Genomic DNA, 25,039 nt, shown 5'->3' on the forward strand with positions numbered 1-25,039 from the left:
GCCGTCGCCGAAGAAAAACTTAACGTAGTGTCCGGGATGGGTTGACCACTACAAAGTGAAGTCATAAGCATCAGAAAAATCAATCTTCATTTCAGGATAGTAGTCGGCTGTAACTCTAGTCGCATATCCCTCAGTCATCATTTTTGACAACTCATGTGCGGCATGAACGGCCTTATTGCAAAGCTCTGCCGTGTCATGATCCGAGGCACGCTGAGCTCGATCTCTCCCTTTCAAAAGAGCCTTTTTCACCGCGCCAACGAGAACGTTAGGAATGTCGCCATGAGGTATCCCTGCCCATTCGACCTTAAATGAGCCAAGTACAGATTTGACGTCAAGATATGAAGCATAGTAGTAGCGGTTGAACGCGCTCCGTGCGAAAAGGTCGCGTTCGACCGGATTCGGTCGAGTACTGGCAATATTTTTCAGGTGAAGACCAACGACTTCCATCTAAGCGCTCGTTCAAACTCGACTGACATTTCTCCAGCTTGCCGCAAATCAAAAGATCCGGCAAGCAATATAGTGAGAATTTTGGGTTGGGTGGAAGTTCGATCAGCGGAAAAGCACGCAAATAGCCGCAGCGGGTTTATCCGTGGACTGAACAAGCTTGGCCTCAATCAACAGCATATCTTCTCCATGAAATTACGGTCTACGCCAAACATAGGCTCGCGTGCCAATTATTCAAAAATCCTTTGGTCGCTCGAGTGACTATGTCGCTTGAGTTGAAAGTCCTTCCATGTAGCGGGCGATCAATTTTATATGCGCGGGCACCTCCTGTGAATCAATGACTAGTCGCAGAAACTTTTGTTGATGGGCTTCATGGAGTGATAATCGGCCATCCAGCATAGCAATCAGAAACTCCATCAATGCAGGTCCCGCGCCGTTCCGGACAGCCTTAACTTCCACGCACAGAAAGTCGAGCATTCGACTGCTGACATCTTCAGAACAGTTCGCGTATGCAAGTTCTCCGCCGCGTGCCGCACGCAAAAATGCAGCCTGAAGTACGCCATCGCTGAATCTCTGAAAGCTTTCCGGCGAGATCACCGCACGCTCGTAGCTCTTACTTACAAGCTTCGGTTTTTTTGCGATTCCCGAGCGATATTTATGAAACAGGCTCGAGACAATGACATACACGTCAGCTTGCGATACTGGGCGTTTACCATCGTCCGTCGGAATCATTGTAAAGTCGGCTGCCAATTTCAGAGATTGTCCAAAGGGAGTACCCCAAAATAGCTCATCTGACATGCCAATGGCAGGTGCTGCTGCCAATATTTGCTGCCGCCGTTCCAGTTCAGCCGGCATTTCTTCACCATTCAGGTCGCACCAATATTCCACTTCCTGCAGAAGTCTGAATTCGCGTTCCCAACTGTGCTCACCGGAGCAGTGGGGCAAGTCAATTGCAACTACAGAGAACAGCGAAAATGTCTTTGGTCCCTGATCTCCGAACGTCAAGTTCGATTCGATCCTGGTTCGCTCAGCGTTCGATGTCCCCCTAAAAAATGGACTGATATAGGTGATGCTTCCCCCCGGTTGAACTGTCCGCAAGTCGCGACTGATTGCCATGAGCTCATAAGTATCGTCCAAGCACCCCGAGATCACCAATGTTGCAGAGTCCGGATCTGCGACGATCGGCTCGTTTTGTCGTGCCACGGGTAAGAGATTCTGCGACGCAACAATCGAAACGTTTGTATCTGCCTCGCCGGGCAGCATTTTGTTTGCAATGTTCGCGATCTGCGCGGCACCCGGGTAAGCTGTCGGAACAATGCGTTTCAAGTGAACCGGCATTCCCCGTCGCAGTAAGCGATCCAGACGAGTTCTTAGGTCACTCACGCGTATACGTGCGAATTCATTAGTAGGAGGTTTAGTGAGTACTGCTTCGACGTCGAGATAGATCTCATATGAGCGCTTGGTTGTCTTTCGAAATATCTTGAACAAACCTGTACTTACCAGACGATCAAGAATTGCCCTCGACGGTTCGTCGAAGTCGCTCAGGGTAATAGTGATCTCGGCAATCTCCGCAGGTTCGGTCCTGAACTGGTCCCCAACTATTGGGATGGCATACGAGTGCTGAATACATGCCGGACAGTTGCTTGCATCGTGATTGACGATAGGTTGCAAACCAGGAAATCCGATAGACTCTTTTGCTGTCAAATCGCACACTACCGTTCCCGGAGTCTTATCTCCCAAGAAAAAAAGTGTGAACACGTTCTGCGCAATTGCTCCCTTCTGAACTAATTGTTCAACGAGTTTTCCAGACGTCGATGCAGAGACTAAAAATATTGTGCCTTCCGGATCTGGGACAATCAAAGAGCTCAATCCCCCGTACGATGCATGCGTCTCGATAATGGGCAGAGCAGGAGCTTCGCCTCTCATAAGGCGCTCATATGCCAAACCAAATGCGACAGTGGAAATGCCTGAAGTATCGACCACAATACGATTGATTACTTTCCCCGTCAGCAGCGGATATAACCAGAATGCTAGCCGATGTGCTACCGCATGTCCTTCAAGAACGTTGGCTGCTCGGAGGAATTGACTTGAGTGTGTGCCAGAAGGTTTAGTGAAATGCGTTCCGCTTCCGGCTGTAACTAGCCCGCCATGCATTGTAAAGGCTTCGAAAAGCCCGAACTGTCTCTCATCTGCGATCACTTGATCGCTGGCTTTGGCCCCGTTTACGTACATTGCATTGAATCCGTCGAAACGCCTCGGCTTCCAAGAAATGAGTACCACTTTGGAGGCAACTGGATGCAACGCTCCGCTCAACCGCGCTCGTACCGCAGTATCTTCGACCAGGAGCGCTTGCACGGTCGCAATTTGCTCTGGCGCCCCAGTGAAATGCAGTGCATCGAACGGTCCCTGGGTCGAAAGGATTGGAGCAATCATCTCATCTAACTGTTCGTCGCTTATCCGCACCGGATGTAAGTACACAGCAAGAATCTTTTCTTTTCCACTTGGCTTGGCTGTCTTAACATACGAAAAAACAGTAGCAATGGTCATAGGTTGTCCCCCAATGGGATCAAGACGGAAACTAGCGCACCCTGCATGTCAGGGTAGCCTTCTGTCACCTTCTGTGTAATTCCTCGCTGCCAATCCATCAAGCGCTCTTCTGGTGCGACGATTTCCTGCTGCATGAACAAGTTTTTGTATAAAGCGAAGTCTCGATAAACATGAACTCGATTTGTCCTGACGCGAATAAATCCTTTCATGTCGTTTAGGTCGCGCAAGACCTTCCACAGCCCATAGCCCCGTGTTTCGTCTTCCGTCGCAGAGCGGCCAGTTTTAAAGCAGCCGCGTACCGCCTCGAATTGATCCTGTGCGGTCGAGTCTGCAATGCGATCTTTGAGATAGGTCGCGGCAAAGCCAGGCCCAGTATCAAAGATTGAAAGCTCAAGCAATCCGAGAAAAGTTGGTGCCTCGACTGCCACAAGGCGGTTGTTCTGGCCAACTCTGGGCCTAAGGAAATACGACGCGTAACGTTCCACTTGATTGATTACTAGGGGAAGTTCATTTCCGTTTTTGTCTTTTTTAGACTTCGGAACGGTCTTTGCAAGGTCTTCTGCCGAGTAATAGCGGGAGTAAACTCCCCTAATCGAGATAGGCAGCGGACGTTTGTCGACAGTCGTTCGTGCATGGTCATGCGTGTTTTTGAATAGCTCATGCAAGATTGTGGCGAGTCTCTCTCTATGTCCGTTGATGGCTCCACGAATGTTCTCTTCATGGGTCACCGCCTTCATGAGGTGTTCAACCAAATGAAGGAACTGATCGCGACTGGCGACCTTGAACGAATCAGTGGCAGTTGAGTAAAGCTGACGTGGGAGTCCGACTGAATGTGGAATGTTGTCGAGGCAAATTAGAGACGCTCGATCGCTGACATTCAAGTCAGGCCATGTCCTTTGTTGCTTAAAAAATGCGTCTTTGTATTTCGCTAACGCCATCCGCGGAAAGTCCTGTAAAGCAGGCTCCGGAAGCATTCCCAATAAAGCACCAGAAAATGTGTCTGAGATTCTTCGAAGTGCTTCGAGGTGAGTTTCATTCAGGCTCAGGTCGACGCTTACTCTTCCGTCTAATGTTCGAACCCAAGTTGCGAGCCACTGGGCTGTACTTGCCTCAGCAAGAAGCTTTTCTCTGTTTTGACGCACCTGTTGCGGATCGAATGAAAGTATTCGGTCCTCCAGACTGGTTGGAGTGGTGAGCAGTGCATCCATGTCCTCCAATGAGGTTGGAAAAGTTTGCATTGGCGATGAACCCTTATTTATGGTGCTCAAGCTGACTTATGATAGAGAGTATCGCAAAAACTCTCCTGCAAAAACTCACTAATTATCACTCAGTAACGCGGTATTGCAAGTATGAACTGAATGGAGTCGTCGAGCACCCAGTGTCAACGCTCCGTTTTCCATTGTCTGGAGAGCGCGGCCATAGATAAAAATAACTTGGCTGCCAAATGGCACGAATCACTTATGAATATGGCCATTAAGCGAATGCCGGCTTTATTTCGCCAGCCTCTTCTCTATTCGATGAAATCAGCGCTTTAGAAAAGGCGCACGCCGGTTGTTGTAGAGGTATCGAACAACGGCGGTAGGTATAACTTACAGATGCTCCTGATATGACATCAGCGCGATAGCTAAACTGCGGAAACAAGGCAGCCAAAATAAAAAAGCCAACCCGTAGGTTGGCTTCTTTTCATTATCTGTGGCACGAAGTTTTCACTAACTTGACACAGGTTTCACTTTCTGTGACATCCGACATGTCTTAAACGTCAATATTGCCCGCACGCAGCGCGTTGTTTTCGATAAACGCGCGGCGTGGTTCCACGTCGTCGCCCATCAGCGTAGTGAAGATCTGATCCGCAGCAATCGCGTCTTCGATCTGCACCTTCAACAAACGGCGTACGGTTGGGTCCATCGTTGTTTCCCACAGTTGATCCGGGTTCATTTCGCCCAGACCTTTGTAGCGCTGTTTCGAAACCGTGCGTTCGGCTTCGTCGCGCAGCCATTGCATGGCCTGGTGGAAGTCGACCACGGCGATTTCCTTCATGCGCTCGCCTTCGCCGCGACGGACAAACGCGCCTTCGCCGATCAGGCCTTCGAAGGTGGCGGCGCCGCTGCTCAGCACGGCGTAGTCCGGGCCTTGCACGAAGTCGGCGTCGATGGCCGTGACTTTGACGTTGCCGTGGTACATGCGCTCGATGTGCAGCTTGTGCTTTTCCGACAAATCGTCGGAACGCACATGCACGCGCACGGCGCTGTCGTTGATGGCCGTCTGCAGGGCCAGGGCGGAGGTTTCCGCCAGGTCCAGGGTCGACAGGTCCAGCTGCACGCCCGTCATGATGGCCGTCAGGGCGGCGCGGTCGATGACGCGCGTCAGACGGGTCATGATGGTGTTCGACAGGTTGAACTTGCGGACCAGTTCCGTCAGGGTCTCGCCGGAAATACCTTCGGCGCCTTCGCGCGGCACCAGCACGGCCGTGTTCAGCGCCACGGTCATCATGTAGCTCGCTTCTTCGGCGTCATCTTTCAGATAGCGCTCGTCGCGGCCGGCCTTCACTTTGTACAGCGGCGGTTGCGCGATGTAGATGTGGCCGCGCTCGACCAGTTGCGGCATCTGGCGGTAGAACAGGGTCAGCAGCAGGGTACGGATGTGGGCGCCGTCGACGTCCGCATCGGTCATGATGATGATGCGGTGGTAGCGCAGTTTTTCGACGTTGAATTCGTCCGGTCCGATCGAAGTGCCGAGCGTGGCGATCAGGGTGGTGATCTGCTCCGACGACAGCATTTTCTCGAAACGGGCTTTTTCCACGTTCAGCACTTTACCGCGCAGCGGCAGGATCGCCTGGAACTTGCGGTCGCGCCCTTGTTTTGCCGAGCCACCTGCCGAGTCACCCTCGACGATGTACAGTTCGCACAGGGCGGGATCTTTTTCCTGGCAGTCGGCCAGCTTGGCCGACAGGCCCAGGCCGTCCATGATGCCTTTGCGGCGAGTCAAATCGCGGGCCTTGCGGGCGGCTTCGCGCGCACGTGCCGCTTCGACGATCTTGCCGCAAATGATCTTGGCGTCGTTCGGTTTTTCTTGCAGGTAATCAGCCAGGGTCTTGGCAACGATCTCTTCCACCGGGCCGCGCACTTCGCTCGATACCAGCTTGTCTTTCGTCTGTGACGAGAATTTCGGTTCCGGCACTTTGACCGACAGCACGCAGGTCAGGCCTTCGCGCATGTCGTCGCCGTTGATTTCCACTTTCGCCTTTTTGGCGAACTCGTGTTCATCGATGTATTTGTTGATCACGCGCGTCATCGCCGCGCGCAGGCCCGTCAAGTGGGTGCCGCCGTCGCGTTGCGGGATGTTGTTCGTGAAGCACAGCACCTGTTCATTGTAGGCATCGTTCCACTGCATCGACACGTCGACCGAGATGTTCGTGTTCTGGTCCGACATGCGCTCGCCCGTGGCCTGGAAAATGGTCGGGTGCAAGACCGACTTGGCCTTGTTGATGTATTCGACGAAGCCGCGCGTGCCGCCTTCGAAGGCGAACACTTCTTCCTTGCCCGTGCGCTGGTCGGACAACTTGATGTTGACACCATTGTTCAGGAAGGACAGTTCGCGGATGCGCTTGGCCAGGATTTCGTAGTGGAATTCCACGTGCGTGAAAATCTCTTCGTCGGCCCAGAAATGCACGTCGGTACCGCGCTTGTCCGTTTCGCCGATGACACGGATCGGCGAGGTGGCGATGTCGCCGACCATGACGATCTGGCGGTCTTGCGGCACGCCGCGCACGAATTCCATGTGATGCACTTTGCCATCGCGGCGGATGGTCAGTTTCAGCAGTTTCGACAGGCCATTCACGCAGGACACGCCCACGCCATGCAAACCGCCCGAGACTTTGTACGAGTTCTGGTCGAACTTGCCGCCCGCGTGCAATTCGGTCATGACGATTTCCGCCGCCGAACGCTTCGGATCGTGCTTGTCGTCCATTTTCAGGCCGGTCGGCACGCCGCGGCCATTGTCGGTGATCGAGATCGAATTGTCGCTGTGGATGGTGACGTGGATTTCCGTGCAGTGGCCGGCCAGCGATTCATCGATGGAGTTGTCCAGCACTTCGAATACCAGATGGTGCAAGCCGGTGCCGTCCGAGGTGTCGCCAATGTACATGCCCGGGCGTTTGCGTACGGCTTCCAGGCCTTCCAGGATCTGGATGGAGGCGGCGCCGTATTCTTCCGTTTTGGCCTGGATCGGGGTGTCTTGTGGATTCTCGGACATGGACTGCTTTCTCAAATAACGATTGCTGATTGATTCGGGGCTGCTGGCTGATGACCGTAGGTCGGGTTAGCCGGAACGGCGTAACCCGACGGACGGCGATTCAGCATGTCGGATTACGCTGCGCTAATCCGACCTACGTCACTGCTGTGGTCTTAGATGCGCATCGGCATGACGACATACTTGAAGTCGGCATTGTCGGGGATGGAGATCAGGGCGGACGAGTTCGAATCACCGAGTGCGATATTGACGTATTCGCATTTCAGGTTGTTCAGCACATCCAGCAGATACGTCACGTTGAAGCCGATGTCGACGGAGTCGCCGCCGTAGTCGATTTCCAGCTCTTCGACGGCTTCTTCCTGGTCTGCATTGGTCGAGCTGATCTTCATGCTGCCCGGGGTGATGATGCAGCGCACGCCCTTGAACTTGTCGCTGGTCATGATGGCGGCACGTTGCAGCGAGCGCAGCAGTTCATCGCGGCCGATGGTGAAGTCGTTTTTGTAGCCTTTTGGAATCACGCGCGTGTAGTCGGGGAACTTGCCTTCCACCAGCTTCGAGATCAGCTCGATGTCGGCAAACGTCAGTTTCACCTGGTTGGCGGCGATGTCCAATTGCACCGGCTCATCGTTCTCTTCCAGCAGACGCTGCAGTTCGATGATGGTCTTGCGCGGAATAATCACTTCCTGGCGCGCGAACGTCTGCTCGGTGGCGACCTGGCAAAACGCCAGACGGTGGCCGTCGGTGGCCACGGCGATCACATTATTGCCATCCAGAACCAGCAGCAAGCCGTTCAGGTAGTAGCGGATGTCTTGCTGCGCCATTGAGAAATGCACCATGTTGAACAGGTGTTTCAGCGTTTTCTGGGGCAGGGTGACGGACGCGTTGTAGCTTTCCGCCTGTTGCACGGTTGGAAACTCTTCCGCCGCCAGGGTTTGCAGGGCGAAGCGCGACTTGCCCGTTTGCACGGTCAGGCGCTTGTTCAGCAGGGTCATCGTGACGTCGCCCGATTCGGGCAGGGCGCGCAGGATGTCCAGCAGCTTGCGCGCGGCCACGGTGGTGCCGGTGACGTCCGCGCCGGAACCGATTTCCGCGTGCGTGGTGATCTGCACTTCGGTGTCGGTCGACAGGAAGGAGACATTTTCACCGTCTTTGCGGATGAGGATATTGGCCAGAATCGGCATAGTGTGCCGACGCTCGACAATACCGCTCACGATCTGCAGTGGCCGGAGAAGGGTATCTCGGGTGGTTTTGACCAATTGCATATTTATCCTCAATGTATAGGTTGAACAGTACGACGTTTAACGTATTAATTTAACAATTCTTACCATGGGGAGCCCCGACAGACCGGCTGCGGTACCCTCCCAGATGATAAGGGTAAAGCACGTTTTGAGCCAGTCTTGCTCAAGCGGCGCTTAGCCTTTTAATGTTTGCTCCAGCACATGCAATTCATGGTTGCATTCCGGATTCTTGGTGCGGTCCAGCGCGATCTTGCGCACGGCATGCAGCACCGTGGTGTGGTCGCGGCCGCCGAACAGCTCGCCGATCTCCGGCAGGCTCTTCTGTGTCAATTCCTTGGCCAGGTACATGGCGATCTGGCGCGGCCGGGCGATATTCGCGGGGCGGCGCTTCGAATACATGTCTGCAACCTTGATATTGAAGAAGTCGGCCACGGTTTTCTGGATGTTTTCCACGGAAATCTGGCGGTTCTGCACCGACAGCAAGTCCTTCAGGGCTTCCTTGACGATATCGATCGTGATGTCTTTGCCATGGAAACGCGAGTACGCGAGGATCTTGCGCAGCGCGCCTTCCAGCTCGCGCACGTTCGAGCGCAAGTGCTTGGCGACAAAGAAAGCCACGTCGTCGGAGAAGGTCACGCCTTCCTGCTTGGCTTTTTTCAACAGAATCGCCACGCGCATTTCCAGCTCCGGCGGTTCGATGGCCACCGTCAGGCCCGAGTCGAAGCGCGAGATCAACCGGTCGTCCATGCCCGTGATTTCCTTCGGATACGTATCCGAGGTGATGATGATCTGTTTCTTTGCGGCAATTAATGCCTCGAACGCATAGAAGAACTCTTCCTGCGTGCGGCTCTTGCCGCCAAAGAACTGGATATCATCGATCAGCAGCATGTCGAGCGAGTGATAGTAGTGCTTGAAATCGTCGAAACCCTTGCGCTGGTAAGCGGTCACTACGTCGCGAACGTACTGTTCCGCGTGGATGTAGCGAATTTTTGCGCCCGGATTGTCGGCCATCACCTGGTTGCCGATGGCGTGGATCAAGTGGGTTTTACCGAGGCCGACGCCGCCGTAGAAGAACAGCGGGTTATACGACACGCCCGGATTGTTCGCCACCTGGATGGCGGCGGCGCGCGCCAATTGGTTGGCCTTACCGGTCACGAAGCTGTCGAAGGTCAGGTCGGTGTTGATGCGGCTCTGCTCGCGGCGCGGGGCGGCGCCGATGCTCAGTTCCGGCACGCTGGGCTGCGGCTCCGCGGCGCGCGCGCTGGGCGCGCCGCCATTCGGATCGCTGGCCGGGGTGCTGGCGGCAACGGGCTTCTTCGGCAAGGCCAGGCGCGGGTCGAGCACGAACTGCACTTCCGTCGGCGCTTCGAAGTACTGAATGGCCAGGGCAGTGATGCGGCTGGCGAACTGGGTCTTGACCCAATCGAGCTTGAAGCGATTGGGCGCAGCAATGCGCAGCTTGCCCTCTTCGTAATCGAGAGGGATAAGCGGTTTGATCCACGCACTGAATTGTTGCGGTGTCAGCTCCAGTTCCAACTGCGCGGAACAGGCCTGCCAGAAATTATCCATGTATGTCTATGTGAAAAGGTGTGGGAGGGCGTATCGATTCTGCCCTGCGTTCACCGTGTTGCAAGGCCGGCGTCGCGCGAGGGCTCGCCACACGTAACGCGCTATTCTACTCCCGACTGAGAAAGTTATCCACAGGCACGACGCTTATTTTTCTGTGGCGGGGTGGGGCGCCATGTGCATAAGAGGCGACTTATCCCCCGGTTATCCCGTCACAAGCAGTGCTGGCGCGGCCTGTGGCGGGGCCTTGCAAGCAGATGGGGGCCGGCGCGCAAATTTCCAGGCGATCACGGCAATCCTTGACAAGAGGGGGGCATATGCTGAATAATTCAGGGTTCCCCGCCCGTATTCCGTGTTTATTCATTTGGAACGACAATATGGACTAAGCGTGGATTAAGCGGGCGATGAGATTGGCCAGCTTGTGCCTTGGCATAAGTGCGCGATTGTCATTGGCACCAAAAACTGACGGGACGTCAGACCCGATTTTGCATTTTTTTTGTTTTTAGCGAGACCAACATGAAACGTACTTACCAACCTTCCGTCGTTCGCCGCAAGCGTACGCACGGCTTCCGCGCTCGTATGGCTACCCGTGGTGGCCGTGATGTGCTCAACGCACGTCGCGCAAAGGGCCGCAAACGTCTGGCCGTCTAGGCTTGTCGTTGACAGCTGATCGCGTGGCTAGCTGTACTCCAGTCGGCAATCAACGCGAAGGTTCACACGACTTCGCGCGCGTTCGGCGTATCGTTAAAACGGATGAATTTTCATCCGTTTTTCGTTTGCGCCCTTCGCAAAAAACAGCGCATTTTGTGCTGTACACCCGACACAATCAATTGCCGCATGCGCGGCTGGGCGTCGTTGTGGCGAAGCGTTTCGCGCCGCGCGCGGCGACCCGCAACACGATCAAGCGCGTCACGCGCGAGCTGTTTCGCAACAGCGCGATGCCGCCGGTCGACTGCGTGGTGCGTTTGTCGCGCGCCGTCAACAGCAAGGATGGCCCGGCCACCACGACCAAGCTCAAAGCCGAGCTGCGTGAAGAATTGAGCCGCCTGTTCGCGGCGCAAATCGCCGCCCAGGCCCGTTCTGTTGCTGCGCCACCACCATCCGCGCCATGAAAACCCTGCTGCTGTTCCTGCTGCGCGCTTATCAGTTGCTGATCAGCCCCATGCTGGGACAGAATTGCCGTTTCTATCCGAGCTGTTCGCATTACGCGATGGAAGCGCTGCGCGTGCACGGTACGGCCAAGGGCAGCCTGCTGGCTGCCAAGCGCCTGTGCCGTTGCCACCCCTGGAATGAAGGGGGCGTCGACCCGGTGCCGCCGGCCGACGGTAAACAATCTTCAACGACCGCTTGCGGTTGCAACCACTCCTGACAAATACCCTAATGGATATCAATAAACGTACCATCCTGTGGATCGTGTTTTCCGTCTCGCTGGTAATTCTCTGGAACGAATGGATGATCTCGAACGGCAAGCCGTCGATGTTCTCCGCGAACACGGAACAAACCGCCAAGGCGCCTGTCACCCCGGCCAAGACGGACGCCCTGGCTGCCGCGGCTGCCGGCGCAGCCGCCGTGCCTGGCGAAGCGACCGATCCCGCCGCGTTCAAGCGCGAAGTGATTACCATCACCACCGACGTCATCAAGGTCGATATCGACACCCTGGGCGGCCAGGTCAAGCGTCTGGAATTGCTGAAGTTCAAGGGCGCGGGCAATCCGGGCTGGTTCGGCGGCTGCTTCGGCCTGTTCAAATGGTGCCAGCCTGACGATGGCAAGCAAAACGAAGTGCTGTTTGACGAAGGCGCGAACCGCACCTATCTGGCGCAGTCGGGCCTGGTCGGCGGTCCATTCCCCACCCATGCGAGCGGTTTCACCGTGCAGCCTGGCGTGCGCACCCTCGGCGACGGCAAGCAAGTGCAACTGGTGATGGAAGCGGTCGAAGGCGGCGTCAAGCTGACCAAGACGTTTACCTTCAAGCGCGGCGATTACGTCATCGACGTGCGCCACGATGTGGCCAACGTGGGCGCAGCGCCCGTGACGCCGCAGCTGTATCTGCAACTGACGCATGACGGCAACAAGCCGGTCGGCGACTCGTTCTTCAACAGCAGCTTCACGGGTCCGACCCTGTACACGCCGCAAGACAAGTACCAGAAGCTGACGTTCGAGAAAATCGAAAAAGCGGCAGTGGAAGACGAGAAGAAGGGCAACGACAACGCCATGAAGGGCTTGCATCCAGCCACGGCGAATGGCGGCTGGTTTGCGATTTCGCAGCACTTCTTCGTCTCGGCTTTCGTTCCGCCTGAAAACGCCAAGCGCGACATCTTCACGAAGAAGGTCGGCACCAACTTGTACGCCATCGGCAACGTGCTGCCACTGCCTACCCTGGCGCCAGGCGCCTCGGCCAGCATGGATAGCAAGCTGTATTCGGGTCCGCAAATCGCCCACCTGCTCGAGCCGGTCTCGCCGGGCCTGGAACTGGTCAAGGATTACGGCTGGCTGACCATCATCGCCAAGCCGATGTTCTGGGTCATGGAACAGATCCACAGCGTGCTGGGCAACTGGGGCTGGACCATCATCGCCTTCACGATCCTGATCAAGCTGGCCTTCTTCCCGCTGTCGGCCGCCGGCTACCGCAGCATGGCCAAGATGAAACTGGTCACGCCGAAGATGCAGGCGATTCGCGAGCGCTACAAAGGCGATCCGCAAAAGATGAACCAGGCCACGATGGAGCTGTACAAGACGGAAAAGATCAATCCGCTGGGCGGCTGCCTGCCGATCCTGATCCAGATGCCCGTCTTTATCGCCCTGTACTGGGTGCTGAACGCGTCCGTGGAAATCCGCGGCGCGCCATGGATCGGCTGGATCACCGACCTGGCCCAGCATGACCCATGGTGCATCCTGCCAGTGCTGTACGCGATCTCGATGTACATCACGACCAAGCTGAACCCGGCTCCTGCCGATCCGATGCAAGCGAAGATGATGCTGTTCATGCCACTGGCATTCTCGGTGATGTTCTTCTTCTTCCCGTCGGGCTTGGTACTCTACTGGGTCGTCAACAACGTCCTGTCGATCGGCCAGCAATGGGTGATCACCAAGAAATACGCGCCTGCCGCCAAGTAATTCCGGCCAGCGAACAGAAAGCCCGCCTCGCGCGGGCTTTTTAATTCTTGTAGGTCGGAATAGCGTGGCAAGGCCACGCGTAATCCGACACTATCGCCAGGTGTGCTGCGTCGGCTTACGCGCTGCGCGCTAAGCCGACCTACGTTGCTGCACTTCCCTTGCCGTACCTATTACAATATCCCCATGAAACTCGACTCTTCCCCTATCGCCGCCATCGCCACCGCTCCCGGTCGCGGCGGCATCGGCGTGGTACGCGCCTCCGGCAAAAACCTCGCTCCCTTAATGACGGCCCTGTTCGGCGCACAGCAATTGAAACCGCGCCACGCCACCTATCTGCCATTCACGGAAGCCGATGGCAGCATCATCGACCAGGGCATCGCCATCCACTTCAAGGGTCCGCATTCGTACACGGGCGAAGACGTGCTGGAATTGCAGGGCCACGGCGGCCCCATCGTGCTGCAGTTGCTGCTGGCGCGCGTGCTCGAAGCGGGCCGTGACAGCGGCTTGCGCCTGGCCGAGCCGGGCGAATTCACGCGCCGCGCGTTTCTCAATGACAAGCTGGACCTTGCGCAAGCGGAAGCCGTGGCCGACCTGATCGACGCATCCACGGAAGCGGCGGCCAAGTCCGCTTCGCAATCGCTGTCGGGCGCGTTCTCGAACACCATCCACGCGCTGGTCGAGCAGGTGACGGGCTTGCGCATGCTGGTCGAAGCGACCCTGGACTTTCCGGAAGAGGAAATCGACTTCCTGGAAAAATCGAATGCGCGCGGCCAATTGAAAGCCGTCATCGAAGCCTTGAACAAAGTGTTTGCGCAGGCGGCGCAGGGTGCGCTGCTGCGCGAAGGTTTAAATGTCGTGCTGGCCGGCCAGCCCAACGTCGGCAAATCGTCGCTGCTGAACGCGCTGGCGGGCGCCGACGTGGCCATCGTCACGCCGATCGCCGGCACCACGCGCGACAAGGTCAGCGAAACCATCCAGATCGAAGGCATTCCGCTCAACATCATCGACACGGCCGGCATCCGCAGCGCGGGCGACACCATCGACGCCGTCGAGCGCATCGGCATCGAACGCACCTGGGGAGAAATCGGCAAGGCCGACGTGATCTTGCACCTACTCGATGCCGACCACGGCCCGACCCTGGCCGATGAAACCATCGTCGCGGCCTTCCCGGAAGGCGTGCCCGTGGTGCGCGTGTGGAACAAGATCGATCTCTCTGGCCACAAGCCCGGCGTCGACAGCATGCCGGACGCCACCCACGTGTACCTGTCGGCGCACGAGCACATCGGCATCGATTTGCTGCGCGCCGAGCTTCTGCGCATCGCCGGCTGGCAGCAGACGGGCGAATCGCTGTACCTGGCGCGCGAACGTCATTTGATCGCCTTGAAATCGGCCGGCAAGCATCTCGATATCGCGGCCGCGCACGCGGCGCAGGACGACCAGTCGCTGGACCTGTTTGCCGAAGAGCTGCGCCTGGCGCAGGTCCAACTGTCGAGCATCACGGGCGAGTTTTCGCCTGACGATCTGCTGGGGGTGATCTTCAGCCGTTTCTGCATCGGCAAGTAAGGAGGTTCGATGAAGCTGCTGCTTGTTCTGTTGTTCAGTTGCCTGCCGCTGCTGGCCGGTGCGCAGGAAAAGTTGCCCAAGGACGTGGCGCGGTTTGTCGAGCATGCCCAGATGTGCGAGCACTTTGCCGGCGAGTGGGATGACAACGACAAGGCGCGCCAGCGCGAGATCATCGCTGCCGTGGACGATGCTTGCGGCCAGGCGCAGCGGCAGTGGAAACGGCTGTCCGCCAAGTATGCGGGACAGCCGGCGATCAAAAAAGTCATCGACGCGCATGCGAATGATGCGGTCAGGAGCTTTCGGAAATAAGTCCGAACGGTGAAAAGGCCGGGGTCAGACCCCAGGTTTTGTTACCCCTTCTTCCCCTTCGCCTGCTCTTCCCTGAACTTCTGGAACGTCTCGATATGCTCTGCCTGGCGCAGCACGCGTGAGCGCGGGTCGAGCGTGTACGTGGCGCCAGTCGGCAGGGGCAGTTCGCCAAAGCCCAGCGACATGGAAACGGTATGGATCTCCTTGCCGATACGCACTTCCACCGGCATCGGGAAGACGATGTCGGCAGGCGTCTTCCATTCCAGGCGCAAGGTGTCGCCGTCACGCACGGCGGACAGTTCCGGCAGCGCGGCCTGGTACAGATAGGTCTGGAAGAACCAGTCGTAGTTGCTGCCCGTGACTTTGTAGACGATGTCCATGAATTCCTTGGTGCTGCCATAGCGCGGCTGGAACTGGCCCGGCTGCGGCTGTTCCGTGCCGTAGACGAGCAGGCGCACGGCGCGGAAGAAGGCGTCGTCGCCGATCAGGCCGCGCAAGGTGTGCAGCACCAGCGCCCCTTTCACATAAATATCGCCGCCCGGTCCGCCCTTTTTCAGGTCGTAGACTTCTTCCTCAGTTTTCGGCTTGCCCGAGACCATGGGCGCCTTGTTGACAATGCCGGCGCGCATTTGCTGCAACGAAGCAAAATACTCCTGTTCTCCCCGCAGATATTGCATGTACAGCGGTTGCATATACGTGCCGAAGCCTTCGTGCAGCCACATGTCGTCCCAATTGCTGTTGGTCAGCTGGTTGCCGAACCATTCATGGGCAAACTCATGCTGCAGCAATTCATCGTAGCCATAGCTGGTCTTGGCGAATTTGTTGCCATAGGCATTGATGGTCTGGTGTTCCATGCCCTTGTGCGGGGTTTCGGCGATGCCGACTTTTTCATCGGCAAACGGGTAGGGGCCGATGACGCTTTCAAAAAAGTTGAGCATGGGCGGCAATTCCGCGAACAGGGCGCCCGCCTTCGCCTCGCTTTCCGGCAGATACCAGAATTGCAGGGGGATGCGGTTGCCGTAGCGGCTCACATACTCGCTCTGCAGGCTGCGGTAGGGCGCCACGTTGAGGGCGATGCCATAGGTGCTCGGATGCTTGGCGCGCCAGTGCCAGGTGCGCCAGCCATCGGCCTCGTCCATGCCGAGCGCGATGCCGTTGCCGGCCGCGACCAGCGGCGCCGGCACGATGATGTGCTGGTCGATCAGCCGGGCCTTGCCCATCGGATGGTCGATGCAGGGCCAGAACAGGTCGCAGCCCTCGCCTTGCACGGCGCTGGCGATCCACGGCGCGCCATCGGCCGTGCTCGACCACACCATGCCGCCATCCCACGGCGCTTTCACGGCGACGTGCGGCACGCCGTGATAGACGACGCGGATGGTGGTGCGCGCGCCTGCCGCGAGGGTGGCAGGCAAGGTCATGCTCAGGCGGCCGTCCGGGTTGGCATAGTCTTGCGGCCGCAGCGCCTTGCCGTCGATTTCGATGGTGTCGACGGGCAGGTTGCGGTCCAGGTCCAGCGCGAAACGCGAGATCGGCTGCGTGGCCAGGAAAGTCAGGCGCGCATCGCCGGCAATGCTGCGGCTGGCAGGGTCGATGCGCAGGGTCAGGTCGGCGTGTTCGAACACCACCGCCAATTGTTCCGGCGTGCGTTCGGCGCCTGAATTGAGGGTGTAGGCGGTGGGCGCGCGCGTGGCGCAGGCGCTGAGCAGCAGGCAGGAGAGCAGCAGGGGAATGTGTTTCATGGCGAGCGCGCAAGTGAACGGAACACTGATTGTAGTGTGAAGTGACAACGTTGTCGTTTGGAAATTTCAAGGTGCCCATGGGGCAAGCGTGGCCCCGGTTGAGAAATGTCATGGGCTTCAAACGACGCTGACGTAATCTTGCTGAGCGGCCTTGAAGTGCCGCTAGGAAAGGAAGCGCCATGGACAGCGAACAGCCGGAAGTCGTGGAAAGCAGGGGGATGGTGGCGCCGCCATTGCCTTCCCTGCCGCAATTGATCGCAGCGCTGCCGCCAAAAGGCGCATGCTGGTACTGCGACAAGCCGCTCGATGCCGTGCGCCGTTTCTGTTGCAAAAGTTGTTGCGTGGCGTATGCGGAAGAGGCGCAGTACAACAGCTGAGCGCTAGCGGCGCCGCAGCAGCGCCGCCAGGGCGCCTTCGAAATCGAACTCGTGCGCTGCGGCCGCCACTTCCTGGTAGACGTTGACGCCCAGGCTGGCAGCGAGCAGGCTGGCCGAGTTTTCCAGGATGTCGATGGCCGCGCCGTCGCCTTCGCGCAGGTGGCTGGCCAGGCGTGCCAGCAGCAGCTGGATGGCGGGTGCGGCCGGGTCGGGCGCCACGTCCTGCGCCGCCGTGTGGGTTGCCTCCGGCGTGCCCAGCATGCTGCTGACCGCGCCGAGCAATTGATCCTGCGCCAGTTCCAGCTGCAGCATCTGCTGGGCCAGGTCGGGCGCCTGCGCACGCAGTGCCGATTCCAGGGTTTCCGACAGGCTGTGCACATGGCGCGCGCCGATCATGCCGGCGGCGCCTTTCAGGGTATGCGCCTTCAGGCGTGCGGAAGCGTAGTTGCCCGCGTCGAATTCGGCGCGGATCTGGCACGGCGTGGTGCCGTGGTCGTGCAGGAAGCGGCGCAGGATTTTCAGGTACAGGATGCGGTCGCCCATGATGCGGCCCAGTCCGTTCTCGACATCGAGAATACGGACCATGTCGGATGCCGCAACGGCGGCATCATCATCGCAAGTGGCGTGTGGTTTCAGCATGCTGTGCAGAGCGCCCCAAAACTTGTCAATTGCCGTAAAGCAGGAACAACTATTCTACATCCAGTCATCCTCGACGCCGCGCCCGCTTGGCCGCCAGCGACATCGCTAGCGCGTCGTGAATGACCAGCTGTGCGTGACGTCCGCGCCATTGACTTTGCCGATGAAACTCACGTCATAGCTGGTGTTCGCGTTCAAGGTCGCCAGCGGGATGATGGATGCGGCCGAGACCGGCGTATGCACATCGTTGCCGCTGGTGAGCAGGCGTACCGCCAGGTCCGTGGCGGCACCGCGCTGGCGCACGCTGAATGCCGTCACGCTGACGGGCGTGCCGTAGTTGGCATGCACGCTGATCGGGTAGCCAACCACGTCCTGGTTCGGCACGGGATCGGGCGATTCGTTATCGCTGGAAAAACTGACGGCCACCTTCTGCTGTCCGCTGACAGGATAGGTGACGATCTGTCCCGCCGCCAGCCCGGGGCCATAGTTGCGGTTGCCGGCCATGTCGGTGGTGAAATAGGCATAGCCGGAGCTGCTGACGGCCGCGCCCGCGCCGCCTTCCTTGAACAGCGGCTCGAAAATGACGAAGCGGTGATAGATGGCCGTGACCAACTCTTCGGCCAGGTAAAAGCCGGACGTGTTGCCCGCGCCGGCGATGACTTCGCCCTGCAGCGAGGTGACGACGTAGCCGGCCTTGGCCAGGCGGTCGCCCAGCTTGACGCCCGTAAAGCCGGGCTTGCCCTGCACCTGCTCGTGCGCCACCGTACTGTTGAGATTGAGATAGCTGGAATGGCCTAGCGCCGCGCTGTCGATCAGGCTGTTGCGCACCATAGGCGACAGGCCGATCTGGCTGCGCCGGTAGTTGAACCAGTTAAAGCCATCGGTGGCAATATTGTTGCTGAGGACGGGAGCGCCCGGCTCCTGTGTCAGCTGTCCGGCCGGGGTCGAGGTGCTCAGCGACGTATTGCTGCCGCTATCGCCGCCGCCGCAGGCGCTCAGCAGTGCTGCACTCAGCAGGGCGGGTATCCAGTATTTCCAACGCAGTGACGAGGCAATCAAGTTGGCTCCTGTATAGGTAGGCGGACAGCGGTGGGGCCAGCGTGCTGTCCTGTAAAACGATTCTAAGGTATTTTGATACCGCGTAGCGCATTCATGAAAAGATATGTGGCGCGCTCGTGCGCGGACGGTGCCGCAGCTGCACAGGGTAGAATGAGCGTAGCGCAGCGTTTGCCGCTGCATCGCCTTACTTCCGATTTTTTGATTGCCCATACATTTGAACACATTGCCCAAGTCGCGCCTGCAGCGCGCCAAATACGCCTTGCCCAGCATGGTGACTTTGCTTTCGATAGCATGCGGTTTTGCCAGCATCGTCATTTCCGTCGATAACGCCGCCGTGGGCGACGCGGATGCCTACCGCCTGGCGGCGGCGCTGCTGGTGCTGGCCGGCGTGTTCGATGCGCTCGACGGCTATGTCGCACGCCTGACGAACACCAGTTCGCAGTTCGGCGTGCAGCTCGATTCCATCGCCGACGTGATGAATTTCGGCTGCGCCCCGGCCGTCCTGCTGTACTGCTACGGCTTCGTGCAGATGGGCGTGCACGATCCGCTGCTGCTGCGCTTTGGCGGCATGGCCAGCTTCTTCTTTGTTGCCTGCGGTGCGATGCGCCTGGCGCGCTTCAATGTGAACGTGGGGCGCACGGACCCCCTGTATTTCGTCGGCATGCCGATCACGGCCGGGGCCGCTTGTGTAGCGGCCGTCGTGGTGGCCTGGCCGGCGCCCATCGATTCCATGCTGCACAGCTATCTGCTGATGCTGCTGCTCGTCGGCGTGGGCAGCCTGATGGTGTCGACCTTGCGTTTCCCCAGCTCCAAGCAAAAGAAAAGCCTGGCCGCGCTGCTGGTGCTGATCGTGGCCATCGCCCTGCTCGTGTGGCTGAAGACCAGTTTCTTCGCGCTGTTCTTCGCCGTCTACATCGGCGCCACCCTGCTGCTCAACCTGGCGTGGTACCTGGGCTGGCGCGGCATTGCATTGCCGCAGGTTTTTAACGACCCTGACGAGATCGATTAATCTCAAGCCACCTCGTGCCCGCGTGCGGCGCGCAGGATGGCGAACCAGTCGCTGCGGCTGAGTGTAAACTGCGTGCCTTCCACGGCCACGCCGATAGCTTCGATGCGGCCCGTGCCCGTCAGCGGCAGGGGACGGCAAGGCAGTTGCATGATCCAGGCAAATACGACGCTGGCAAACGGACGCTGTAGTTGATCGGCGATCTGCTTGATGACGTTGCGCAAGTTCTCCACATTCGCGTCGCCGCCCTGGAACAGCCAGCCGCCCGCCAGCGGCGACCAGATCATCGGCGCCACTTTCAGATCCTGCAAGCCGTCGAAGGTTTCGTCGAACAGGGGCGCCACGTGCAGCGGCGAAAATTCCACCTGGTTCGTCACCAGCGGGAAGCGCCGGTGCAGACACTCGAACTGGTGGCGGCTGAAGTTCGACACGCCAAAGTGCAGCACCTTGCCTGCCGCTTTCAATTGCGTGAAGGCGCCGGCGATCTCGTCGAAATCCATCAGCGGGTCGGGACGGTGGATCAGCAGCAAGTCCAGGCGGTCCGTGTGCAGCTGGCGCAGGGTGTGTTCCACGGAACTGGTGATGTGCGCCGCGCTCGTGTCGTAATGCTGGATGGCATGGCCGGGGCGGTGCGGCGACAGCAGCTTGATGCCGCACTTGCTGACCAGCTCCATCTTGTCGCGCAAGCCCGGCTGCAGGGCCAGCGCTTCGCCAAATAGCCCTTCGGCGCTGTAATCGCCATAGATGTCGGCATGGTCGAAACTGGACACACCCAGCGCCAGGCATTGTTCGATGAAAGCCAGGCGCTGCTGCGCCGACATATTCCACTCGCCGATGCGCCACATGCCGGCAACGACTCGCGACAGTTCGGGACCGTTGCTGCTCAAACGGCTGCGCGGCGCTTGCAGGCTGGCGGGAAATACATGGCTCATGGGCTGGCTTTCTGGTGGTGGAGACGAAGGTGACGCCACGATTATAGCCAGCTACGCTACAGCATGCTGTGGAGAAATCGGCGGCGAGACAGACGAAAAAAATGCCCGCAACATCTGCGGGCATTTTTTATGGGGAACGCTAACTGCTTATTTCATCCACAGGCGCATCGAATCCCAGGCGCGGCCGAAGATCGTTGCCTGGTTGATGGTTTCCAGCGCCACGACAGGCAGTTCCAGCAGGACCTTGTCGTCGACCATCATTTTCAGCTTGCCGACCGGGGCGTTTTCAGCCAATGGCGCGACCAGCGGGTCCTTGCGTTCCAGCACAGGTTTCATCTTGGCAGCCGTGCCTTTTGGTACGGTGACGAGCACATCGCGGGCGAAACCGATTTTCACGGTGCCTTTCGAGCCCTTCCACACTTCCGGCGTGGCCACTGCCTGGCCCTTCGAGTACAGCTTGACCGTATCGAAGTTCTGGAAGCCCCAGTTCAGCAGCTTCTGGCTTTCCTGCGTACGGGCCTGGTCCGACGAGGTGCCCAGCACCACGGAGATCAAACGGCGCTCGCCCGTGCCGCCTGGACGGCGGGCCGACGCGATCATGCAATAGCCGGCCGCTTCCGTGTGGCCCGTTTTCATGCCATCGACGGTAGGGTCCAGCCACAGCAGGCGGTTGCGGTTAGGCTGGGTGATCTTGTTGTACGTAAAGCTCTTGATGGAATCGATTTTGTAGAATTCCGGGTAGTCGGCGATCACGCGCTTGGCCAGCACGGACAGGTCTTGCGCCGTGGAATAGTTATCGGGACTAGGCAAGCCATGCGGATTGGCAAAACGCGTGTTTTTCAGACCCATACGCTGGGCTTCGCGGTTCATCAGCACGACGAACGTGCCTTCATCGCCGGCAACGGCTTCCGCCAGCGCCACGGCGGCGTCGTTACCCGATTGAATCATCAGGCCGTGCAGCAAGTCGTCGATCGAGACGGGGGTAGCGGGGTCGATGAACATCTTCGAGCTGCTCGAATCGACTTTCCATGCGCGCACGGACACGTTTACTTTTTGGTCCAGCGCCAGTTTCTTTTCGCGGATGGCGGCAAACGTCAGGTAAGCCGTCATGATTTTGGTCAACGAGGCCGGCTCGATGCGCGCGTCCGGATCTTGCGAAGCAATGATCTGGCCACTGGTGGCGTCAAGCAACAGCCAGGACTTGGCGGCGATGGTCGGGGCTGGAACGCTCTGGGCGTAGGCGGCGGAAAAGAAAAATACACTGGAGGCCAGTGCCGCTAAAAGTTTTTTCATGGAGGCTGGTCTGCGAGAAAAAGATGAAGGCTGAGGGCCATGCTGTTGCTGCTTGCATGGCCGCGTGGAAAAAACGGATCAATTATAGCCGTGGAGGCGCTAGTAAGCCCACACTTCAATGATCATCTGCTGCAATTGCGGGTTTGTCACCATGCCACAGGGCAATCACGAGGTTCTTGATGTGATTGAGCTTGCGGTGGAAAAAGTGGTCGGCGCCGGGGATCACGATCACGGGAATGTCTTGTGGACGGGCCCAGTCGAAGACGGCGGACAGGGGGATCGTGTCGTCGAGTTCGCCGTGGATCAAGATGGTGTCGGCGGGAATGTCGGCCATGGCCCATTTGCCGGCCGCGCTGCCGATCAGCGCCAGGCGCTCGACGGGCGTACCGGCGGCGGCCAGGCGTTCCTGCAGTTTCGATTGCACGAAGGTGCCGAACGAGAAACCGGACAAGGCCACGGGCAAGCCCGGATACAGGCCGCGCATGTGTTCATACAACAACTGCATGTCGTCCGTTTCGCCCACGCCATGGTCGTGCACGCCTTCGGAAGCACCGACGCCGCGGAAGTTGATGCGCGCCACCACGTAACCGAGCGCGACAAAGGCGCGCGCCAGGGTTTGCGTGACCTTGTTGTCCATCGTGCCGCCGTATAGCGGATGCGGATGGGCAACGAGGGCGATGCCGCGCGGAGTGTCTGCCGGGAAATCGAGCAAGCCTTCCATGCTGCCTGCATGGCCGGCGAGGGTAAATTTTTCCGAGTTTCTGTTCATGATGCTCATACTGGTGGGTATCTCTTAAATTGGCATTAAATCTTGAGGCGTTCGACGATCTTGCCGCCCACCAGGTGCGTATCGATGATTTCATCGATATCACTGGTGTCGACATAGGTGTACCAGGTCGCTTCCGGGTAGATGACCAGCAGCGGGCCTTCCTCGCAGCGGTCCATGCAGCCGGCCTGGTTGATGCGGATCTTGCCCGCGCCATTCATGTCGAGTTCCTTGATGCGGCGCTTGCAATGCTTTTGCGCCGCTTCCGCGCCATGGTCGCCGCAGCTGTTGCGGCCGTCTTCACGTTTGTTCATGCAGAAAAAAACGTGGCGTTCAAAATACGGTGCGTCGCTCATACTATGCTCCTGCGGAATCATCAATGCGCCATGATAACGCTTATGGGTGGTCTTCGCGACGCTGGCGCTGCACATCTTCCTGCCGGTTCAGGCGGTGTGAGGGCAGGCACAGGAACCACAGGGCCATGAAGGGCCACAGCAAGGCCAAAAATTGCGCCGCGCCATTGAAGTTGAGGAACTTGCCTTGAAACCAGCCTTGCAAGGTTGACATGAAATATGGGTTGATCGGCGTCGTATTCACCATTACCAGGCTCAGCAGCAAGGTGGCGGCCGCGATGCGGCGCTGCGCCACGTGCGGCGCGAACGCCAGGCCGCCCAGCATGATCAGGCCGATCAAAAAGCCGCCCTGGGCGCCCGGCGTGATCCAGACGAAGGCATTTTCCGGTGAAAACAGCAGCGCGCTGGCCATCGAGCGCACGATCAAGGCGGCGGCGATCAGGGCCAGCATCAAGATGGTGCGCGGCGCGGCGCGGCGCAGCAGGCACAGCAAGGTGAGCACGGCGCCCGTCATGCCGCAAGCCGTGATGATGGTTTCCGAAAGCCAATATTGCTCAACCGTCAAGACGACGTCGGGACGCAGATACGCGGCCAGGTCGATGTCGATGCCCGCCAGCTGCGACAGCCAGTCCGACAGGATGGGCAGCAGCTGGCCCAGGCCGAACAGATAGCCTTGCGGATAGATTTGCGCCAGCGGCCACAGGGCCACCAGCACCAGGCCCTGGCTGGCGTGCTGGGCAAACCAGCGCTGGCGCAAGCGGAACAAATGACTTTGGTCGAGCAGCTTGCGCGCCGTCAGGGCGCCGATGATGGAACCGATGCAGCAGCCGGCCGCATTCGTATAAAAGTCCAGGTTCGACGAGACGCGGCTGGGCAAATAGGTTTGCACGGCTTCCATGCTTCCTGAAATCAACATGCCGCACAGGCTGGCGACGATGACGGCAAAGAAACCGGTGATCCTCGGAAACAGCGAATACACGATCAGCGCGCCCAGCGGGATGTAGCCGACGACGTTGATGCCCACGTCAAAGCCCGTCCAGTAGCGGGGCATGCGCGTGTTTTCCAGGAACGTCAGCGGCGACAAACCATTGCTGTGCCAGCCCGTGAACGGGAACCAGCTCGCATACACGATCAGGAAGACGTAGGCGAGCAGGGTCGCGCGCGACACGGGCGAGGAACGGACGGGCGGCAGCGGCGCCGCCGGGCTGGCTGGGGATGCGGGGTCGGTCATTCTTTCGTGATATTCAGCGTGCCCAGCCAAGTGAGCAGGTCGGCGGCGATGGCGTCCGATGCCGCCGCCAGCGCTTGCGCGCCGCCTTGCGCATCGGCGCTGCCGGCGGGGCCGCTGCGGCTGAAGGTTTTCTGGTCGATCAGGCGGTGGCCGCGAAACAGCGAGGCGCGCAGCGAGACGTGGCCGCTGCTGTGCGTCTGCGTATCGAAGTTTTGCGAAAAATCATCGACGTCGATGCGCAGCAGGGGCATGCCGGCGGCCGCGTCCGTGGTCGACAGCACTTTCACGCCGCTTTGCGCCACACGGGTTTTCAGGCGCTGGCTTAAGAGTTGCAGCGGCGGCGTGTTCCAGCGGTTGTAGGCGTACGGACGCGATTGCTGAGCATCGGCGTACAGCAAGCGGTAATACATGCGCTGGCTGTCGAGCCAGGATGGACCGTTGGCGTCGGCGATCACCAGCACGGGCACGGCTGGCGCGGCCGGCTGCGCGGCTGCCAGCGGCGCGGCCGGGCCGAAATCATAGAAAGTGGGGACGGGGCCGCGGCTGGCGCAGCCGCCCAGCAGGAATGCGGCGGTCAGGATGAGTGCGCTGAGATTGCGTGGAATAGGCATGCGGTAT

At 58.8% G+C, this 25,039-nt stretch carries 23 protein-coding genes; 8 read left to right on the forward strand and 15 right to left on the reverse strand.

From position 1 onward, the window contains the following. Positions 1-48: 48 nt before the first annotated feature. From JAB6_RS28870 to dnaA, 6 genes are all read right to left on the reverse strand, one after another. Positions 49-447 (reverse strand): hypothetical protein, encoded by a 399-nt coding sequence (locus JAB6_RS28870; RefSeq protein ID WP_139143307.1) that lies wholly within the window; start codon positions 445-447, stop codon positions 49-51. Between the two features lie 258 nt (positions 448-705). Beyond that, the gene (locus JAB6_RS28875) at positions 706-2,991 is read right to left on the reverse strand and encodes a hypothetical protein (RefSeq protein WP_139143308.1); all 2,286 of its coding nucleotides are present in this window, start codon (positions 2,989-2,991) and stop codon (positions 706-708) included. Then, on the reverse strand, positions 2,988-4,199 hold the full coding sequence (locus tag JAB6_RS28880; protein WP_139143309.1) for a hypothetical protein: 1,212 nt from the start codon (positions 4,197-4,199) through the stop codon (positions 2,988-2,990). The genes JAB6_RS28875 and JAB6_RS28880 overlap by 4 nt, the downstream gene beginning before the upstream one ends. Positions 4,200-4,743: 544 nt before the next feature. Continuing rightward, the gene (gene gyrB, locus JAB6_RS06760) at positions 4,744-7,242 is read right to left on the reverse strand and encodes a DNA topoisomerase (ATP-hydrolyzing) subunit B (RefSeq protein ID WP_034754344.1); all 2,499 of its coding nucleotides are present in this window, start codon (positions 7,240-7,242) and stop codon (positions 4,744-4,746) included. Between the two features lie 152 nt (positions 7,243-7,394). After that, entirely contained in the window at positions 7,395-8,501 is a 1,107-nt protein-coding gene (gene dnaN / locus JAB6_RS06765; protein ID WP_034754341.1) for a DNA polymerase III subunit beta, read from the reverse strand. Positions 8,502-8,651: 150 nt separating this feature from the next. Further along, positions 8,652-10,046, reverse strand: coding sequence for a chromosomal replication initiator protein DnaA (dnaA, locus tag JAB6_RS06770; RefSeq protein ID WP_034754339.1), 1,395 nt, complete (start codon positions 10,044-10,046; stop codon positions 8,652-8,654). Positions 10,047-10,559: 513 nt separating this feature from the next. On the opposite strand from dnaA, the gene rpmH reads away from it, so the two are divergent. The 6 genes from rpmH (at position 10,560) to JAB6_RS06795 (ending at position 15,029) form a co-directional block, all read left to right on the forward strand. After that, a complete protein-coding gene (gene rpmH / locus JAB6_RS28350; protein ID WP_010401996.1) occupies positions 10,560-10,694 on the forward strand; it encodes a 50S ribosomal protein L34 in 135 nt (44 codons plus the stop codon). A gap of 23 nt (positions 10,695-10,717) precedes the next feature. After that, positions 10,718-11,155: a ribonuclease P protein component gene (gene rnpA / locus JAB6_RS06775; protein ID WP_099403828.1), complete on the forward strand. Its 438-nt coding sequence runs from the start codon at positions 10,718-10,720 to the stop codon at positions 11,153-11,155. Then, positions 11,152-11,412, forward strand: coding sequence for a membrane protein insertion efficiency factor YidD (gene yidD, locus JAB6_RS06780; protein ID WP_034754335.1), 261 nt, complete (start codon positions 11,152-11,154; stop codon positions 11,410-11,412). The genes rnpA and yidD overlap by 4 nt, the downstream gene beginning before the upstream one ends. Positions 11,413-11,423: 11 nt before the next feature. Then, positions 11,424-13,157, forward strand: coding sequence for a membrane protein insertase YidC (yidC, locus tag JAB6_RS06785; RefSeq protein ID WP_070301977.1), 1,734 nt, complete (start codon positions 11,424-11,426; stop codon positions 13,155-13,157). Positions 13,158-13,340: 183 nt separating this feature from the next. Then, a complete protein-coding gene (gene mnmE / locus JAB6_RS06790) occupies positions 13,341-14,720 on the forward strand; it encodes a tRNA uridine-5-carboxymethylaminomethyl(34) synthesis GTPase MnmE (protein ID WP_034754331.1) in 1,380 nt (459 codons plus the stop codon). Positions 14,721-14,729: 9 nt separating this feature from the next. Beyond that, positions 14,730-15,029: a hypothetical protein gene (locus JAB6_RS06795; RefSeq protein WP_070301978.1), complete on the forward strand. Its 300-nt coding sequence runs from the start codon at positions 14,730-14,732 to the stop codon at positions 15,027-15,029. Positions 15,030-15,070: 41 nt separating this feature from the next. Here the strand turns inward: JAB6_RS06795 and JAB6_RS06800 are convergent, their stop codons facing one another. Continuing rightward, positions 15,071-16,768 carry a M1 family metallopeptidase gene (locus JAB6_RS06800; RefSeq protein WP_070301979.1) on the reverse strand — a complete coding sequence of 566 codons (1,698 nt, stop codon included), beginning with the start codon at positions 16,766-16,768 and terminating at the stop codon, positions 15,071-15,073. A 179-nt stretch (positions 16,769-16,947) separates the two neighbouring features. Between JAB6_RS06800 and JAB6_RS06805 the strand changes: the two genes are divergently transcribed. Further along, positions 16,948-17,145, forward strand: coding sequence for a hypothetical protein (locus JAB6_RS06805; protein WP_034754322.1), 198 nt, complete (start codon positions 16,948-16,950; stop codon positions 17,143-17,145). A 3-nt stretch (positions 17,146-17,148) separates the two neighbouring features. Here the strand turns inward: JAB6_RS06805 and JAB6_RS06810 are convergent, their stop codons facing one another. Continuing rightward, entirely contained in the window at positions 17,149-17,784 is a 636-nt protein-coding gene (locus JAB6_RS06810; RefSeq protein ID WP_034754319.1) for an Hpt domain-containing protein, read from the reverse strand. 105 nt (positions 17,785-17,889) lie between these two features. Next, entirely contained in the window at positions 17,890-18,840 is a 951-nt protein-coding gene (locus JAB6_RS06815; RefSeq protein ID WP_257620445.1) for a CAP domain-containing protein, read from the reverse strand. A 268-nt stretch (positions 18,841-19,108) separates the two neighbouring features. On the opposite strand from JAB6_RS06815, the gene pssA reads away from it, so the two are divergent. Continuing rightward, positions 19,109-19,849, forward strand: coding sequence for a CDP-diacylglycerol--serine O-phosphatidyltransferase (gene pssA, locus JAB6_RS06820; protein ID WP_226941593.1), 741 nt, complete (start codon positions 19,109-19,111; stop codon positions 19,847-19,849). 2 nt (positions 19,850-19,851) lie between these two features. Here pssA and JAB6_RS06825 read toward each other — a convergent pair whose 3' ends face one another. The 6 genes from JAB6_RS06825 to JAB6_RS06850 all read right to left on the reverse strand — a co-directional run bounded on the left by JAB6_RS06825 (position 19,852) and on the right by JAB6_RS06850 (position 25,032). Further along, complete coding sequence (locus tag JAB6_RS06825; protein WP_070301980.1) at positions 19,852-20,778, reverse strand: aldo/keto reductase family oxidoreductase; 927 nt, start codon at positions 20,776-20,778, stop codon at positions 19,852-19,854. A gap of 147 nt (positions 20,779-20,925) precedes the next feature. After that, positions 20,926-22,071, reverse strand: coding sequence for a D-alanyl-D-alanine carboxypeptidase family protein (locus JAB6_RS06830; protein WP_034754313.1), 1,146 nt, complete (start codon positions 22,069-22,071; stop codon positions 20,926-20,928). 115 nt (positions 22,072-22,186) lie between these two features. Then, positions 22,187-22,840 (reverse strand): alpha/beta hydrolase, encoded by a 654-nt coding sequence (locus JAB6_RS06835; RefSeq protein WP_058050378.1) that lies wholly within the window; start codon positions 22,838-22,840, stop codon positions 22,187-22,189. 35 nt (positions 22,841-22,875) lie between these two features. Then, on the reverse strand, positions 22,876-23,193 hold the full coding sequence (locus JAB6_RS06840; protein ID WP_034781335.1) for a ferredoxin: 318 nt from the start codon (positions 23,191-23,193) through the stop codon (positions 22,876-22,878). Positions 23,194-23,233: 40 nt separating this feature from the next. Beyond that, the gene (locus JAB6_RS06845; protein ID WP_070301981.1) at positions 23,234-24,421 is read right to left on the reverse strand and encodes a VanZ family protein; all 1,188 of its coding nucleotides are present in this window, start codon (positions 24,419-24,421) and stop codon (positions 23,234-23,236) included. Further along, complete coding sequence (locus JAB6_RS06850) at positions 24,418-25,032, reverse strand: ABC-type transport auxiliary lipoprotein family protein (RefSeq protein WP_070301982.1); 615 nt, start codon at positions 25,030-25,032, stop codon at positions 24,418-24,420. Before JAB6_RS06850 ends, JAB6_RS06845 begins: the two co-directional genes overlap by 4 nt. Positions 25,033-25,039: the final 7 nt, after the last annotated feature.

Origin of the sequence: Janthinobacterium sp. HH104, from assembly GCF_001758715.1 — a bacterium.
GTDB lineage: Bacteria > Pseudomonadota > Gammaproteobacteria > Burkholderiales > Burkholderiaceae_D > Janthinobacterium > Janthinobacterium aestuarii.

Bases quoted from the DNA above. Each gene is read 5' to 3' on its own strand.
- yidC (WP_070301977.1), top strand. From the start codon at position 11,424: ATGGATATCAATAAACGTACCATCCTGTGGATCGTGTTTTCCGTCTCG.
- JAB6_RS06840 (WP_034781335.1), bottom strand. From the start codon at position 23,193: ATGAGCGACGCACCGTATTTTGAACGCCACGTTTTTTTCTGCATGAAC.
- gyrB (WP_034754344.1), bottom strand. From the start codon at position 7,242: ATGTCCGAGAATCCACAAGACACCCCGATCCAGGCCAAAACGGAAGAA.
- JAB6_RS28880 (WP_139143309.1), bottom strand. From the start codon at position 4,199: ATGGATGCACTGCTCACCACTCCAACCAGTCTGGAGGACCGAATACTT.
- JAB6_RS06835 (WP_058050378.1), bottom strand. From the start codon at position 22,840: ATGAACAGAAACTCGGAAAAATTTACCCTCGCCGGCCATGCAGGCAGC.
- yidD (WP_034754335.1), top strand. From the start codon at position 11,152: ATGAAAACCCTGCTGCTGTTCCTGCTGCGCGCTTATCAGTTGCTGATC.
- rpmH (WP_010401996.1), top strand. From the start codon at position 10,560: ATGAAACGTACTTACCAACCTTCCGTCGTTCGCCGCAAGCGTACGCAC.
- JAB6_RS06830 (WP_034754313.1), bottom strand. From the start codon at position 22,071: ATGAAAAAACTTTTAGCGGCACTGGCCTCCAGTGTATTTTTCTTTTCC.
- JAB6_RS28875 (WP_139143308.1), bottom strand. From the start codon at position 2,991: ATGACCATTGCTACTGTTTTTTCGTATGTTAAGACAGCCAAGCCAAGT.
- mnmE (WP_034754331.1), top strand. From the start codon at position 13,341: ATGAAACTCGACTCTTCCCCTATCGCCGCCATCGCCACCGCTCCCGGT.
- pssA (WP_226941593.1), top strand. From the start codon at position 19,109: ATGGTGACTTTGCTTTCGATAGCATGCGGTTTTGCCAGCATCGTCATT.
- JAB6_RS06805 (WP_034754322.1), top strand. From the start codon at position 16,948: ATGGACAGCGAACAGCCGGAAGTCGTGGAAAGCAGGGGGATGGTGGCG.
- dnaA (WP_034754339.1), bottom strand. From the start codon at position 10,046: ATGGATAATTTCTGGCAGGCCTGTTCCGCGCAGTTGGAACTGGAGCTG.
- JAB6_RS06825 (WP_070301980.1), bottom strand. From the start codon at position 20,778: ATGAGCCATGTATTTCCCGCCAGCCTGCAAGCGCCGCGCAGCCGTTTG.
- JAB6_RS06795 (WP_070301978.1), top strand. From the start codon at position 14,730: ATGAAGCTGCTGCTTGTTCTGTTGTTCAGTTGCCTGCCGCTGCTGGCC.
- JAB6_RS06800 (WP_070301979.1), bottom strand. From the start codon at position 16,768: ATGAAACACATTCCCCTGCTGCTCTCCTGCCTGCTGCTCAGCGCCTGC.
- JAB6_RS06845 (WP_070301981.1), bottom strand. From the start codon at position 24,421: ATGACCGACCCCGCATCCCCAGCCAGCCCGGCGGCGCCGCTGCCGCCC.
- JAB6_RS06850 (WP_070301982.1), bottom strand. From the start codon at position 25,032: ATGCCTATTCCACGCAATCTCAGCGCACTCATCCTGACCGCCGCATTC.
- dnaN (WP_034754341.1), bottom strand. From the start codon at position 8,501: ATGCAATTGGTCAAAACCACCCGAGATACCCTTCTCCGGCCACTGCAG.
- JAB6_RS28870 (WP_139143307.1), bottom strand. From the start codon at position 447: ATGGAAGTCGTTGGTCTTCACCTGAAAAATATTGCCAGTACTCGACCG.
- JAB6_RS06810 (WP_034754319.1), bottom strand. From the start codon at position 17,784: ATGCTGAAACCACACGCCACTTGCGATGATGATGCCGCCGTTGCGGCA.